10 protein-coding genes and 5 pseudogenes are annotated in these 14,613 nt (G+C 57.6%); 12 read left to right on the forward strand and 3 right to left on the reverse strand.

The features are described from left to right. Positions 1 to 4: 4 nt before the first annotated feature. The 3 genes from AC0L3H_RS11870 to AC0L3H_RS11880 all read left to right on the forward strand — a co-directional run bounded on the left by AC0L3H_RS11870 (position 5) and on the right by AC0L3H_RS11880 (position 3,887). Positions 5 to 1,114 (forward strand): NAD(P)/FAD-dependent oxidoreductase, encoded by a 1,110-nt coding sequence (locus tag AC0L3H_RS11870; RefSeq protein WP_473585574.1) that lies wholly within the window; start codon positions 5 to 7, stop codon positions 1,112 to 1,114. After that, positions 1,111 to 2,796, forward strand: coding sequence for an FAD-dependent oxidoreductase (locus tag AC0L3H_RS11875; protein WP_473585575.1), 1,686 nt, complete (start codon positions 1,111 to 1,113; stop codon positions 2,794 to 2,796). The genes AC0L3H_RS11870 and AC0L3H_RS11875 overlap by 4 nt, the downstream gene beginning before the upstream one ends. Before the next feature lie 164 nt (positions 2,797 to 2,960). Next, complete coding sequence (locus AC0L3H_RS11880; RefSeq protein ID WP_473585576.1) at positions 2,961 to 3,887, forward strand: LysR family transcriptional regulator; 927 nt, start codon at positions 2,961 to 2,963, stop codon at positions 3,885 to 3,887. Between the two features lie 424 nt (positions 3,888 to 4,311). Here the strand turns inward: AC0L3H_RS11880 and AC0L3H_RS11885 are convergent, their stop codons facing one another. After that, positions 4,312 to 4,887, reverse strand: a complete 576-nt coding sequence (locus AC0L3H_RS11885) for a GNAT family N-acetyltransferase (protein WP_473585577.1) — start codon at positions 4,885 to 4,887, stop codon at positions 4,312 to 4,314. 533 nt (positions 4,888 to 5,420) lie between these two features. Between AC0L3H_RS11885 and AC0L3H_RS11890 the strand changes: the two genes are divergently transcribed. From AC0L3H_RS11890 to AC0L3H_RS11905, 4 genes and pseudogenes are all read left to right on the forward strand, one after another. Continuing rightward, on the forward strand, positions 5,421 to 5,741 hold the full coding sequence (locus AC0L3H_RS11890) for a hypothetical protein (RefSeq protein ID WP_473585578.1): 321 nt from the start codon (positions 5,421 to 5,423) through the stop codon (positions 5,739 to 5,741). 103 nt (positions 5,742 to 5,844) lie between these two features. Beyond that, positions 5,845 to 6,029 (forward strand): annotated as a pseudogene (locus AC0L3H_RS11895) (ISL3-like element ISAzba9 family transposase); the annotation flags it as partial. 270 nt (positions 6,030 to 6,299) lie between these two features. Continuing rightward, positions 6,300 to 6,449 (forward strand): annotated as a pseudogene (locus AC0L3H_RS11900) (ATP-binding cassette domain-containing protein); the annotation flags it as partial. Positions 6,450 to 6,472: 23 nt separating this feature from the next. Beyond that, complete coding sequence (locus AC0L3H_RS11905) at positions 6,473 to 6,712, forward strand: hypothetical protein (RefSeq protein ID WP_473585677.1); 240 nt, start codon at positions 6,473 to 6,475, stop codon at positions 6,710 to 6,712. Between the two features lie 121 nt (positions 6,713 to 6,833). Here AC0L3H_RS11905 and istB read toward each other — a convergent pair. Together istB and AC0L3H_RS11915 are read right to left on the reverse strand one after the other, a co-directional pair. Further along, positions 6,834 to 7,681 (reverse strand): annotated as a pseudogene (gene istB / locus AC0L3H_RS11910) (IS21-like element helper ATPase IstB). Continuing rightward, positions 7,678 to 8,530 (reverse strand): annotated as a pseudogene (locus AC0L3H_RS11915) (Mu transposase domain-containing protein). Before AC0L3H_RS11915 ends, istB begins: the two co-directional pseudogenes overlap by 4 nt. A gap of 140 nt (positions 8,531 to 8,670) precedes the next feature. Between AC0L3H_RS11915 and AC0L3H_RS11920 the strand changes: the two are divergent. The 5 genes and pseudogenes from AC0L3H_RS11920 to AC0L3H_RS11940 form a co-directional block, all read left to right on the forward strand. Beyond that, positions 8,671 to 8,884 (forward strand): annotated as a pseudogene (locus AC0L3H_RS11920) (ABC transporter ATP-binding protein); the annotation flags it as partial. Positions 8,885 to 9,926: 1,042 nt separating this feature from the next. Then, complete coding sequence (gene speB, locus AC0L3H_RS11925; protein WP_473585579.1) at positions 9,927 to 10,988, forward strand: agmatinase; 1,062 nt, start codon at positions 9,927 to 9,929, stop codon at positions 10,986 to 10,988. Between the two features lie 761 nt (positions 10,989 to 11,749). Next, a complete protein-coding gene (locus AC0L3H_RS11930) occupies positions 11,750 to 12,163 on the forward strand; it encodes a hypothetical protein (RefSeq protein WP_473585580.1) in 414 nt (137 codons plus the stop codon). 10 nt (positions 12,164 to 12,173) lie between these two features. Continuing rightward, the gene (locus tag AC0L3H_RS11935; protein WP_473585581.1) at positions 12,174 to 13,538 is read left to right on the forward strand and encodes a type III PLP-dependent enzyme domain-containing protein; all 1,365 of its coding nucleotides are present in this window, start codon (positions 12,174 to 12,176) and stop codon (positions 13,536 to 13,538) included. Beyond that, a complete protein-coding gene (locus tag AC0L3H_RS11940; RefSeq protein WP_473585582.1) occupies positions 13,528 to 14,565 on the forward strand; it encodes a PLP-dependent cysteine synthase family protein in 1,038 nt (345 codons plus the stop codon). Before AC0L3H_RS11935 ends, AC0L3H_RS11940 begins: the two co-directional genes overlap by 11 nt. The last annotated feature ends 48 nt before the right edge of the window (positions 14,566 to 14,613 follow it).

Consider the following 14,613-nt stretch of genomic DNA (forward strand, 5'->3'; position numbering starts at 1 on the left):
AGCTATGGACTCGCACAGAACCAATTTCGATGTGGTGATTGCCGGTGGCGGTCTGGTGGGGATTTCCATTTCCCTGGGGCTGAGACTGCGCGGCCTTGATGTGCTCGTGCTTGATGGCTGCGATGACGACAATCGTGCCGCACGGGGCAATTTCGGCCTCATTTGGGTCCAGACCAAGGGCCACACCTTCCGACCCTATGCGCAGCTTTCGCGCAAAGCGGCAAAGATATGGCCGGCCTTTAGTTCGCAGTTGAAGGAATTGAGCGGAATAGACGTCTGCCTGGAGGGCGACGGGGCCTTTTATCTCTGCATGTCGGAGGCGGAATGGAAAGATCGCGCGGAATTGATGAGAAAACAATTCGACGACGATCTTCCCGTGGCTGCCGCGTATGAGATGATGGAGCGCGGCGAACTGGACAAGCATATTCCCGGCCTTGGAAATTCAGTGGTCGGTGGCTGTTACGGCCGTCTGGACGGCGCGGTGAACCCCTTGAAGTTCTTCCGGGCGCTACATTCGGCATTTGGCGCAATTGGTGGCGAATACAGGGCATCCAGCGCTGTCACAGAAATCCGGCCCGCAGGGTCCGATTTCCAGGTAACAGCCGGGAACTCGACATATAGCTGTGCTAAATTGGTGCTGGCCGCAGGGCTAGGCAACAACCAGCTGGCACCCATGATCGACATCGCAATGGATGTCAGACCCGTCAGGGGGCAGGTGCTGGTTACGAATAAACTGCCGAAATCGCTGCGTTATCCAACCCACACAATCAGGCAAATGGATGAAGGCGCCTTCATTATCGGCGATTCTCGGGAAGAGGTGGGACTCGACGCCGGAACCACGCCGGAGATCATGTCAGTCATTGCAAGGAAAGCCATAGCGTCTTTTCCCGCTCTGGCCGATGCGCAGCTTTTGCGCGCCTGGGGCGGGCTGCGAACATTCACACAGGATGGGATACCGCTCTACCTGCGCTCCAACTCCTATCCCAATGCCTATGCGGTGAACGTTCATAGCGGAGTCACACTGGCTCCCGTGCATGCGCAAGATCTGGCGTCGGCCATTGAAGAAGGAAACCTGGAGGCTCGATTCCCGGACTTTTCAAGGAAGAGATCATGAATTTCCGCCCGATATTTGAGGAAGAGGCCGCCAAGCGGACAATCATCCAGATCAACGGCGTGCCGGTAACCGCTAGGGTTGGCCAAACGCTTGCACTGGCGCTGCTGGAAAACGGCCTCGACCATTTCAATGTCAACCCGGTATCCGGAAAACCGCGTCTGCCCTATTGCATGATGGGCGCCTGTTTTGAAGCCGGATCATTGTCGACGGAGTGCGTGACGTTCTGGCCTGCAGGGCTGAAATTCGTGACGGCATGGCCGTCGAAACGCAGGACAACTGCCATGCAAAAATTTGAACTGGTCGTCATCGGCGCCGGTCCTGCCGGATTGGCAGGCGCCTTACAGGCGCACGAACTCGGCCTATCTGTCGTGATCCTCGACGACGGGAAACGGCTTGGCGGCCAGATTTACCGCAATCTTGACAAGCTGACTGACAAAATGCGGCCGGTGCTCGGGAAAAGCTACGAGGATGGCGAAAGATTGCTGAAAGCCGCCCAGCACATGCGCCTTGATATAAGGACAGAGGCGGCAGTCTGGCAAATTTCGGCGGACAAGACAGTCTATTTCGTGCAAAAGGACGAAGTGGCAGCGGTTGAAGCTGATGCCATAATGCTTGCCTCGGGCGCGCTCGAGCGACCTTTTCCTATACCTGGGTGGACGTTGCCAGGCGTCATGACCGCGGGTGCAGCGCAAATAGCCATGAAATCCGGCGCAGCCATTCCTGCCGGACGAATCGTGCTGGCGGGCTGCGGCCCGCTCTTGTACCTCGTTGCGGGACAGTTGGCGCAGGCCGGTGCCGACGTCCGAGCTGTGCTCGACACGACCCCACGCGGAAACTACTGGCGCGCTATTCGCCATGCCGCCCTTGGGTTCACGAGCCGCAAGCAGCTTTTTGACGGTATCGGGATGATCCGCGCGATATCTGCTTACGGCATTCGCCGGATACGCCAGGTCAATGACATCAGGATTCGCGGTGAAAGCCGTGCGGAGGCGGTCGAATATTCTTCGCCCCGCGAATCCGGCGTTGTGGAAGCCGACTGTATTCTTCTCCACCAGGGGGTTGTACCCAACATACAGCTGCACCGACATCTGGGCTGCGAGATCAAATGGGATGATTCACAGCTCTGCTTTCACCCGACAATCGATGGTACCTGGCAGACAAGCGTGCCTGGCATATTCGCGGTCGGCGACAATGCGGGCATAATGGGAGCAAAGGCAGCGGTACATTCCGCGCGTTTGGCGGCACTTCACATCGCAGAAAACAACAAGCTGATTATCGATCCGAAGACCAGGAACTCCATCCAGCGAAAATTCCGCCAACTTACTGAAATACGCAAATTTATTGATACGCTGTATCGACCACCATCACAGTTCCGAATTCCGCCGCAGGAAAATACGGTGATATGCCGCTGCGAGGAAATTACCGCCGGCGAGATCACAGAGTTGGCAGCCGCTGGCTGTGTAGGGCCAAACCAGGCCAAGTTTTTTACTCGATGCGGCATGGGCCCTTGTCAGGGGCGCAATTGCGGGCTCACAGTCACCGAATTGTTCGCGCACGCTACAGGAAAGTCGCCGGACCAAGTGGGATACTACAGTATCCGTTCTCCGATACGGCCTTTACCATTGGCAGCCCTCGCCCGTGTCGAAACGAATTGCCTCGCAACGGATATCGAGTTTTCCTGACGGGAGCGTTCAATTGTTAAGCTCTCCAAAAGCTGTGATCCCGTCGTCGTAACATGGGGATGCCATGATGAAGTCGAGGCTCGCGGGCGCGCTGACCGCCTTCATCCTGCGCCAATCTCGTGGTATGAGACCGAAATTGGTCGGCATTCGCTCGGCAGCGGTTGATGAAATTTAATCAAATTGAGGCATATCGCGCTGTCATGCTTGCTGGGAGCGTGAGTGACGCAGCTCATTTCCTGAACGTTTCCCAGCCTGGTATAAGCCGCCTGATCAAGGATCTCGAACGTTCGATTGGATTTGATCTGTTCGACCGAATTCCGGGAAGGATCGTACCCACTCCCGAAGGTGAGGCGTTTTTCAAATATGTCCAGCGGACTTATTCGGGCATTCAATATCTTGAAGGTGCGGCAAAGGACATCGCAAATCTCAAGCATGACCGGCTCCGCATTGCCTCATTTCCCGCTGCCTCCCTTGAAGTGGTGCCGAGATCCATCGTGAGGATGAACGCAGCTTACCCGAACCTGAAGATAAGACTTGAAGTACGAAGCTCACTTAGGATTCTGGATCTGGTTTCGAGTCGGCAAGTCGATGTCGGCATTGCGGCATTTCCAGTTGACTATCCGGGTGTCATTCTCGAACGTGTGTATGAACCTTTCTGCAAGTGTGTTCTGCCGGCGGGACATCCCAAAAGCGGTCTGAGTAGAATCTCGCTCGAAGACCTGAAGAACGAGACGAATATCGGAATCTCGGAAGACCTTACAATCGGAAAGGCGTTGATTCTGGCCGGGACTGAATCAAACGTAAAGATTGACAACCTAATAGAGACGACCTCAGGGTATACGATTTGCAAAATGGTTGAAATGGGACTGGGTGTCGGTCTGGTCGACCCGCTTGCCGCATCCTTGTTCCGAGAGACTAGTGTCGTGGCTGTTGAATTCAAACCGGATGTCAAGTTCGGGTTTGCGATTGTGCTGTCTGAACACGCAATTCGATCACGCGCCGTGGATAAATTCATCAAGATCCTGAATGACACGGTAAAGCGGTCGATATATCCGGCGGAGTTTGAGCCTCATGAAAGACCTGACCCCTAGAATAGATGCCGTTGTCATGCGCGAATACCTGATCGCCGCAAGATGGGATCACGGGAGGATCTTCCAGTGTAATGGACGCGGTGTGTATGTGGTCACGTTCACCTGCGCATCAGCGAAATGAACCGATCTACCTCCCAGCATATGTGAACGGCTCCCTGCAAGATGTCGAGCGGTATTTTGATCGTATCGCTTGCGTGCACATGTCCGGCCTGTTGTCGCGCTCCCGTATGAACGCTGGCCAAGATGGCTCCGCGACGCGTATTCCAAACAGGGATGCGACCTACCGACAGTCAGTCACTCACGGTGGGCTGTTTATGAAGCTACCGCGCTGGTCTGATGCGTGAACTTGCAAGAAAGGGCAGATGGTTGGCTTCGGTCGAAGACCACATGCTGCATCGGAACCGCCAATCGCTGATCTATTCGATTATGTATCTTTGCAATCAAAAGCCGATCCATTATCGGATTTTACAAATGTGGCGGGAGATACCTCAAAATATCTCATCGTCATATCATTGTAAATTCTGTCCCCGACATAGAAAAACCCGATCTTCATATTTTTGCGAAGCGAACGCGTGTTCGTTGGTAGAATAAACCCAGTCACTTTCCCAAGCTTTAAACGTTCGAAAGCAAATTGGACAGCTGCTCTGCCGGCCTCGACGGCGATCCCCTTCCCCGAAGCCGCAAGGTGGAGGCCTGTTACGATTTCCACGTTATTCGGATCTTCGGGCAGATACTTGCCGCTACGCATCAATCCACAATAGCCGGCGAATTTTCCGGCTTGACCTTCATCTTTGGCGAACAGCATCCATAAGCCGAAACCATTGTGCTCCCAATGATTGATTAACTCAAGCAGTTCACCTTTCGACTGGTCTATCGTCGGATAGACTCCATCCCTGACGGCATTTACCACGAACGGATCGCTATTAAGTCCATGTAGAAGAAGCTCGTCACTATGCAACGGCGGCCTTAGGATCAGGCGCGGCGTTTCTAGAATGTACATTAGAAGAGCCCTTTTCTGAGCCGCACTTATAATTGAGCGGCGCCTATAACAAACGTGGGGCCATGATATCCTTGAATGCGCGTCTCTTGGGATAAAGTTGAATTAAATCTCTGCAACAATCTTGTTCTCAGATGGCCCTGCTGGACAAGCTCCTCAAACCTTCACGTTCGACGCCGTGCCGATGATCTCCAAGGCTCAGGTGATGGCGATCACCGCTGGCGAGGCTTCCTGATCGGTTTAATCGAAAGCTCGGCGCACGGTGCGGCTAGGCGAAAGCCAGGCGGCGATCGGCTTTGCGGTGGGTGGCGAGTCGGGCTCGCGCCTGTCGGACAGACTTGCTATGCCCGTGAGCGGCGACACGCTGTTGTGGATGATCCGCAAGGCCGGGTTCGAGCCGCCGCAAACGCCGCGTGTGGTCGGCATCGCGACTGGGCTTGGCGTAAAGGACAGCGCTACGGAACGATCATCTGCGATCTGGAGCGCAACCGCGTCCTCGATCTATTGCCGGATCGATATGCCGACATGGGCGCATCATGGCTGGAACGCTATCCTGGCAAGAGATCATCGCTCGCGATGGTGCCGGCGTTTATGCCGAGGGCGCCCGTCGCGGTGCTCCCGATGCAACGCAGGTCGCCGACCGCTGGCATCTTCTCCAGAACCTGGGCGAAGCGTTGCGTCTGGCCGTCGGTCGCCATCGCAAGGCGGTCAGCGCTGCCGGACAAGCCATAACATCCGAGATGGCCGGAAACGACGATGCCAGGCCGGAACAACCGGTAGAAACTTCCCGAAACTTGATTGCCTGCGCCAGTCGAGGCGCAACCAACGCAGCGAGTTCTATGCTGAACACTCCTTAAGTTGCGGGAGACGGGCCCCTCGCGGCTCGCCCGCTGTTTTGCTGCAGTGATACGCGGCGACGATGATGCCGGCCTCGAGTAATGGATCGCCGATGCCATGGGCAGTGAGCTGACTCCCTTGCAGCAGGCATCGGCCGTGACATTGAGGCTGTCCGGGCGGCAATCACCCAGCCCTGGAGTACGAACCCGGTCGAAGGCCAGATCAACCGACTCAAGACGATCAATCGCCAAATGTATGGGCGCGCCGCGTATCCACTCCTCCGGAGCCGACTGCTGGCAGTCGCTTGACCCAACCGGAAAAGGAACATCCGAAAAAGTAGTCCCTGCACCAAATATGCGGAAGAACCCCAGATTGCTGGGATGCATTGCGCAACATGCAGCGCTCGGTTGTCACTCGGTCAATGACATGGAGGAACTGCTCGATATGCAGGGCCGGTCGCTCGGCATTGCCGAGTGGCTGGGGGCAAAGTGATCCGGAATACGAAAGGCCGTATTGATTTCGAGAACGTCCATTTCCATTACTCCAGCCATCGATTGTGGCTCTACAGCGATTTCTCGGTGTCGATTAAGGCCGGTGAGCGGGTTGGATTGGTTGGCTCCTCCGGGTCCGGCAAGATCAGCTTCGTGAAGCTCATCCAGAGGCTCTACGACCTGAACGGCGGCAGGATCCTGATAGACGGCCAGGATATCTCCAAAGTGACCAGGCGTCGCTTCGTTCGCAGATCGCGATCGTGCATCAGGAACCGATCCTGTTTCATAGGTCGTTTGCCGAGAACATCGCCTACAGGAGGCCATGTGCGAGCCAGCTCGAGATCGAGGAAGCGGCGCAGCTCGCCAGCGCGCATGAGTTCATCGCACGCCTGCCGAAGCGCTATGGGACGCTGGTGGGCGAACGCGAGGTGAAACTTTCCAGCCGGGAACGCCAACGGGTGCGATCGCACGCGCCTTCCTCGCGAATGCACCCATCCTGATCCTCGATGAGGCGACCTCAAGCCTCGATTCGCAATCGGAGGTTCTGATCCAGAAGACGATTGTCAATGCCACTCGAATTTTCCCCAAAAGTGCCGAAGTAAAATTCCCCAGCTCGGCCGGTCAGGCTGTCGCGGAGGGGTGTCCATTTTTCGGCGGCCGGCCGCGCGGTCGCGACGGTGCGTTGAGTGCCGGCGGCGTGATGGCGGCTTTTGATCACAGGTGTTCCGGCATCAGTTCGGCGTGTTGCCGGAGCCGATAGCTTGACCCCTCGATCTGGACGACCACGGCGTGGTGAAGCAGCCGGTCGAGAAGTGCGGTTGCGACGACGGGATCGCCGAAGACCTCTCCCCATTCTGCAAAGCCGCGGTTGGAAGTGAGGATCATGGCGCCCCGCTCATAGCGGGCATTGACGAGCTGGAAGAACAGATTGCCGCCGCCGGGAACGACAGGCAGGTAGCCGATCTCGTCGACGACGAGGAGGGCCGGACGGCAGAAGAAGCGGATGCGCTCCTGCAGCCGGCCTTCGCGTTCGGCCCGTGCCAGCGCGGCGATGAGTTCGGCGAGCGTGCAGAAGTAGACGCTCTTTCCGGCCTTCACGGCTTCGACCGCCAGCGCAATGGCCAGATGGCTCTTGCCTGTGCCGGGCTGGCCAAGGAAGTGGACGACCTCGCAGCGGGTTACGAAGCCGAGCTGGGCGAGGGTGAAGATACGGTCTCGATCGAGCGAGGGCTGGAAGGAGAAGTCGAAGCCGGCCAGTTTCTTGATTGTGGCGAGGCGGCCCCTGCGCAGCGCCGTCTTGATGCGACTGTTCTCGCGCAGTCCATGGCTTCGAGGGCGGCGATCTCGCCTTGTTCGAGGCGCCTCACGACATGGTCGAGCGCCTCCAGTGCCCGCGGCATCTTCAGGCCGACGAGGTCGTGGCGGATCCGGTCGATCATGGATGGAGTGGTGTCGAGCGCTTTGGTCATGGACGCTGCTCCTTCGCCATGACCCGCGCGACGGCGTCGTAGAAGGCGAGTGGGCGCTGAGCGACCCTGTCGCCTGAACCGTCAAGGATGACCTCGTCCGGCTTCGGTCGACGCAGTCCGACATGAACAGTGCGATGAACGGGCACGACGTGACGCTGATGGCGGCCTTCGAGAACGGGGTGCGCGGCAATCAGCACGCCGTCCTCAAAGATGCGCACCTCTTCGGCCAGAGTGTGCACTTCGACGACGCGCGCCTGGTGGCGTCGGGCACGCTGTAGGAATTGCCACCGACGCTGACCATGCCCTCTCTGCTGATGCGCCGCTCGAGCTTCAGGACCGAACGGAACGGCGCCAGTGGCAGCGGCCGCAATGAGGCGTGTTCCTCGGCGAAGGCTTCGTTGACGACGCGCCTCGTGGTGGCGTGAATCCGCGGCTTGGCGACCGTGTCCAGCCAGTGCCGCAACTGCGCGTTCAGGTCCTCCAGATTGCGGAAGGACCGGGCAAGGAAAAAGTCCTCGCGTATATAGCGAAACGGCCGCTCGACCTTGCCTTCGTTTTGGCGGTAACGGCTGTGTAGCCGCCGCCATAGCCGAGTTCCTTCAACTCCCGGAACAGCCGCCTCCCGGTAAGACCGGGATATCGTGTCACGCGCTCGCGAAGATAGGCCGTGAAGGGGTCGATCACCGCTTGGCGCGGGTCGCGAGGCCGGTAGACCGGAGCCTCGAGTCCTCGCTCGATGTATTTGCGCACCGTCTTGCGGTCGATGCCACTCTGCCTGGCGATCGCCGACACCGACAGGCCCTGTCGATGCAAATCCAGTATTATCACAATCTCCCCGATCCTGACCACCGCAACCCCTCGTCCGACCATCGGAAGAAGCATCGGCGAACACGCGCCGCCGGTCTCCCGGAGCGCGCTCCGGAAGACCGGAAAGGGCGCTAAACTGGGGAAGATTCAAACGGCACTTCTGGGGAGTATTGAGCCGGCATCGACAGACGATGGAACAGCTGACGGTCGGCAGGACCACGCTGGTCAATGCGCACCGGCTCTCAACGGTACGCGCGCTCGACAGGCTGCTCGTCTTCGAGCGCGGCCGCATCATTGAGGAAGGTAACCATGCGGCGTTTAGTCCGTCTCGACTGCGGCATTTACCGCCGCCTGTTCGAGCTACGGTCGCTGGAGCTGACGAAGGGGCTGGTCTGAGGCCAATGCGGAACGCTGTCGAATGAGGGCGGCTTCCACTTTGTAGCGGCGGAGTCCTGTCTGCCGTCTTGGGAAACGACGGGCAACCGACATCTACTGTCGAGTTTGTCGAATCCGCGACACCGAGGCTGTTCGGCCTAGCTCCTGCTGCACTCGCTGCACTCTCGTTAAGTCATTGAAAATATGCAGAGTCTTTTGTCTAGGGCTCTTTCTGCGCAATGGGCACGGTTTTTGGTGCTCCCTCGTTGCGAGGCGGCAGAAGCTGACGACCGACCTTCATGTCGCGGGTGAGATCGCGATGGCGATTTACCTTAACTTGGACACGGCGGCATCGTTCTGCCTTGCGGATTGATTTCTGGCCACGGCTCCCGCCGCAGCTTCCACGCCACGATCACTCGCATGTGGTGAACGCTGCTTTGTGGAGATCGAACGAGGAGATTTCGGACTGCTAAGAATATTTAGACGGAACGTTGAAGGCTTTCCGGTGATCGAAAGCCCTGTGCCCAATTTCACTGCGGCGGGCCTTTTTATTATTGTCACCGCAATCGTCACCGCTACTTTGGCGGCACACGCACAACAACTGGAGCAGGAGGGAAGTTACAGATCGAAGCGATCCCCGCGGTTACCAAGAAGTCTATCTCGCCGATATGGCGGCCAACCACAATGTCGATGGCCGCCTATATATTCTCAACACTGCATCCTGATGGGCGACTGTTTCTCGCCAATGTGCCGGGCATCGAGAACTCCGGCTTTTTGGATAGTCGCCCGGCCACTGAACTGGGCGCTCGATCATTGAGGCGATCGCTCGATCAGTGAGACTGGCCCGCCGCTGACCGGCGATGAAATCAGGCGTCTCGAGAAGATTCCGGTGGACGATCTCACTCGCCTGCGTTGCCGCATCGCGGATGACCTCGCAGCTCAACGCATCGATATCGGGTCTTATTCGGCGCAGTGAGTTCAAATCGGCATCAAACGGGAGCTCGACATAAATCCGGCCCACGGCTCCGGAAAGGCCGCGCCAACCAGGGAGATCGTAGATAAAATGGCATGGAATAGCGAACGTCTTAGGGCTCTTCATAACAAATATAGAGAAGGCGATAGCGGTGAGCCTTTCGATCCGAAGTTCCGCCGTGTCGCCAACAAGATTTCCTCTGTTCCTGGCTCCGGCGGCGCGCCCTACGCCGGCATCCCGACCTTCCTTGACGCGCCCTGCCGCCCGATCGACCCCTCCAATCCCGATTTCGGCGACATCCAGGTGGCGATCGTCGGCGTGCCGATGGATCTGGGCGTCACTAATCGCACCGGCGCCAGCTTCGGGCCGCGCGCGTTACGCGCTATGGAGCGTGTTGGTCCCTACAACCACATACTCGACTGCGCGCCGGTGTTTGATCTGCGCGTCGCAGACATTGGCGACGTCCCCTTTTCCAGCCGCTATCGGCTCGAGCAGTGCCACGCCGACATTGAGGCCTATCTCGACAACATCGTCACGGCCGGCGTGATACCACTCACGGTCGGTGGCGACCATTCTGTCACCCATCCGATCCTCAAGGCGGTCGGCAGAGAACGTCCCGCCGGACTTATTCACATCGATGCTCATTGCGACACCGGCGGTGCTTTCGGCCAGACCAGGTTCCATCACGGTGGCCCTTTTCGCAATGCGGTGCTCGACGGTGTGCTCGATCCGACACGAACTATCCAGATCGGTATCCGTGGTGCGGCCGAATATTTTTGGGAGTTTTCCTACGAATCCGGCATGACGGTGATCCATGGCGAGGATATCCCCTCTGTTGGCATTCCCGCGATCATCGAAAAGGCGCTGCAGATCGTCGGCGACGGCCCCACTTATCTCTCTTTCGACATTGACAGCCTGGATCCCGCCTTTGCCCCCGGAACGGGTACGCCTGAAGTGGGTGGGCTCTCCACCCGGGAAGTGCTGGAGTTCCTCCGCGGCCTCAAGGGCATCGACTTTGTTGGCGGCGATGTCGTCGAAGTCGCTCCGCAATATGATGCCACGACCAATACTGCTCAGGCCGGCGCTCAGGTGCTTTTCGAGATACTGAGCCTGATGGTTTTCAGCCCGTCCATGGCCCACAAGCCGGGCTAGGGAGCCATAGGATCAACAACAACGATGACAACGAAACGGGCCGGGGATTTCAAAAGGGAGAATGACGACTCGGGATGCTCCTGTCGATCGCGAGAGCGCGCAGTAGACCACCGCTGGCGGCGCTGGCCGTCTGCTAGCTAGAACACCTTCAACAGCCCCCGGCTTGTCGTCCCCCAACTGAACAAGAGGCTATTTGCAATCTCATGCTGCCGCGCCACGTCGTAAACAACAGCCGGGTTCGAAGCTTTCCTCGGCGATCAGGATCTTGTCCTCATCCCGCCAGCGCCGATCACTGGTTGGCACTCCAAAACCTCATCGACCTTAAGGTCGGAGATTCCGACGAACCCCTTCAACACGCAAGGCAGCGCCCACCTCTACCGGGACCAATGCGCATCGGAAGAGCTGGCTGACGTAAATACCCGCCGATCACGTGACCTCCAACGCCGTCATACCGCCTCAAAGAATGCTGTACCCGATGCCCCTTCCCATCGCGCGACTGCCGCCAGCGTCTCTCAACCGAGGTGAACACCTCTACATGTATCATAGGGCTACTCCCCGGCGTCCTTTTCCCTCCATAAAATCAGCGATGCCGACGCCCTCCGCTCAACCCCGCTCCACGCTAGTGTGGCGACTTTCAGACAGACTTGTTGGTTATGCGGCATGTAGTCTTAAAGCGTTCATGTTGTTCAGAAACGATTTTTTCCTTTGGTACGGCACATGCATGTTTATCCGCAAACGTACCACGGACTGAGGAGAAAGCCTTGCCGTCCGCGCAACTCATCTCAAACTACACCGTCGTCAAGCTGCCCGTCAGCCAGCTCCGACCATCCGAGGAAATCAACATTGAACGTGCTCGGACGCTGGCGAAGATGATCACCGAAAAGGGGCGGTGGACCCGGCCGATCTTTGTCGAACATCGCCATTCCGTAATCATGGACGGTCATCATCGCCTTTTCTGTGCCGGGGAGCTCGGTCTCTTGTCTGTTCCATGCGTGATGCTTTCCTACGATGATCCAAACTTGCGTGTGATCTACTGGTCCAAGCCCGGGCCCGTTGACGTGGACAGTATCATCCAGGCCGGCCTATCTGGCGACCTGATGGGCTTCAAGACGACAAACCACAAGTTACGGATTGCTCTACCATGTTGCTCAATCGATCTTGACGAACTGAGATGAGGAACGGTCAATGTTCCAGAAATACTTTTCTGACGAACCGGCGCCGCTACTCAGCGATTGGGCGGTCGATTTACTCAACAGCCGATCCGAACTGGCCGCTTGGGTCGATGGTTTCGGGTCGCCGCTGCATGTGGTGTATCCAGACCAAGCCACCAAAAACTACCTCCACTGGCTGAACGAGTTGCGGACCGTCTATGGCGATTGTCAGGTCCAGTTCGCGTTGAAGGCCTGTAAGTCTGCTTCGCTCCTGCGCGCATTCGCACTGGTTGGCGCCGGCGCCGACGTATCTTCTGCCCACGAGATGGCTTCGGCCTTCATGAACCTAGTTCCAGCGGGGCGCGTGTCGATAACAGGGCCGGCGAAGTCGGATTACGAAATCAATCTTTGCATACGCCATAAAGTGGCCATTCATATCGACTGCATCGAAGAACTCAAACGCGTTCTCACGCTGGCAGACGGCGTGGGTATTGGTAGTCTGTTCCTTCGGGCTCGTCCCATAACCGAGCCCGGCTCGCGCTTTGGAATGACCGAGGATCAGCTGGTGGCGTGTCTCACGCTGCTTGAAAAGACCAAGGTAGATCGGGTTGGCGTGTCATTTCATATCAACGACTACCAGGTCCAGACGCGCGCAGAACAATTGCGCTTCTGCATCGCCTTCCTACGACGTGTCTGTGACAAATGCCTGACGCCCGGCGGAATCGACATCGGTGGCGGATATCCCATGCGCTACCTTCAGAGGTTCGATCCGGTTGCATACGGTCGTGGCATCCACTGGGGTAACGTAGCAAAACCCGGCAACTATCCTTACGTTCCGGAGCTTGCTGGAGCTCAGCACGCGGCTGCAGTGATCCAGACCGCTCTAGCCGACCCGGGAGACCGCGACTTCCTCCACCGTCACCAGCTACCGATCCTACTGCAGCCTGGTCGCTCGCTTCTAGACCAGTGTGGGATCAGCGCCTTCGTTGTGATCGACGTCAAGGACCTTGGAGACCGTCGATTCGGGGTAGTGCTTGACGGCATGTCGTTTTCACTCTCCGAAACCTGGTTTGGCGCTGATTTCGTGCCGTCTCCGGTGGTCGTGTGGCGAGAAAAACGCGAGGTGCCGCGACACGATGCAAGCTATTTTCTGGTCGGGCGCAGCTGTCTTGAATCCGATGTCATCCGCTGGCGCGGCCTGACAATCGAGGGTGGCATCGCCCCGAGTGATCTTGTCGTCTTCGCCAATACCGCCGGTTACCAAATGGATTCGAATGAGAGTTCGTTCCACCAAATTCCCTTGCCCAAAAAGATAGCCGCGGTCCGGCGTCCGTGCGGGTGGAAGATCTTTGCCGACGAAACCCTAAGCAAAGAGGGGTTTTTCCCCAATGATCGTTAATAACATTCTTGAAACTATTGGACGCACGCCCATGCTGCACTTTCCTTTGCGGTGCGGTGAGGTCAGCCTGTATATCAAGTTAGAAATGTTCAATCCTACTGGCTCGATGAAGGACCGCATGGCCTTGAGCATGGTCGACAGCCTGCCTATCACGCTAGATGAAGCCGCTGTCAGAATTGTCGAATCCTCCTCAGGGAATACGGCTAGCGCGTTGGCCATGATCTCCGCTGTCCGCAGACTCGAATTTACCGCCCTCATGGACTCTCATGCAAGTTTAGATAAAATCCTTACTGTTCGTGCATTCGGCAGCAACGTCCAAGTCGTTGGTAGCGGCGATGGTGTCCTAGCCACCGACCAGCGTGACGAGGAGGCCCGGCGGATTGCCATCGAAGATGGCTCTAACTGGACCGAGCAGCACAACAACCCCGCCAACGCCGCTGGTTACATGGGGCTGGCGGCTGAATTGCTAGATGATCTCGGACCGACAATTACGCATTTCGTGTCGGCCATCGGTACGGGGGGGTCACTTTGCGGGACCGCGCGTGAACTGCGGCTGCATATACCCGAAGTCCAAGTGATTGGCGTGGAACCTGTCGGAAGTATCATCTTTGGCGGTCAGGGCGGGTGCTACCGTCAATCGGGCACTGGTACACCCGAAGGGGCCAATGTGGGCATGGTGATCGATTACGACGCGATAGATTGGGGTCGGAAAGTAAGCGACGACAATGCCTTTTCGATTTGCCACCACCTGGCGCGGCGGCATGGATTCCTTGTGGGGGGCTCGACTGGCGGGGCGATCTACGAGGCGCTCAGCGTGGCCCGTGAAGCGCCGGTCGGATCGCGTATCGTGACCCTCGCCTGCGACAGCGGCACAAAGTACCTGGACACAATCTTCAATCAGGACTGGCTGTCGACTCACGATATTCACTTAATTGACGTTGAGGCGAAATTTGCCGAGCTTTTCGCGAGTGCACCGGCTGTGCCGCAGCCGCCCGCCAAGGACAATTGTACGCCTACAAGAGTCTGAGGTCAGGGCACGGCTGAACAAGCTGATACTGATGTCCTCGAAACCGCC

Source organism: Mesorhizobium sp. WSM4816, assembly GCF_055811535.1.

Excerpts from the sequence above, each read along its gene's own strand:
- AC0L3H_RS11870 (WP_473585574.1), top strand. The coding sequence starts at position 5 with ATGGACTCGCACAGAACCAATTTCGATGTGGTGATTGCCGGTGGCGGT.
- AC0L3H_RS11885 (WP_473585577.1), bottom strand. The coding sequence starts at position 4,887 with ATGTACATTCTAGAAACGCCGCGCCTGATCCTAAGGCCGCCGTTGCAT.
- AC0L3H_RS11935 (WP_473585581.1), top strand. The coding sequence starts at position 12,174 with ATGTTCCAGAAATACTTTTCTGACGAACCGGCGCCGCTACTCAGCGAT.
- AC0L3H_RS11890 (WP_473585578.1), top strand. The coding sequence starts at position 5,421 with ATGGCTGGAACGCTATCCTGGCAAGAGATCATCGCTCGCGATGGTGCC.
- AC0L3H_RS11875 (WP_473585575.1), top strand. The coding sequence starts at position 1,111 with ATGAATTTCCGCCCGATATTTGAGGAAGAGGCCGCCAAGCGGACAATC.
- speB (WP_473585579.1), top strand. The coding sequence starts at position 9,927 with ATGGCATGGAATAGCGAACGTCTTAGGGCTCTTCATAACAAATATAGA.
- AC0L3H_RS11940 (WP_473585582.1), top strand. The coding sequence starts at position 13,528 with ATGATCGTTAATAACATTCTTGAAACTATTGGACGCACGCCCATGCTG.
- AC0L3H_RS11880 (WP_473585576.1), top strand. The coding sequence starts at position 2,961 with ATGAAATTTAATCAAATTGAGGCATATCGCGCTGTCATGCTTGCTGGG.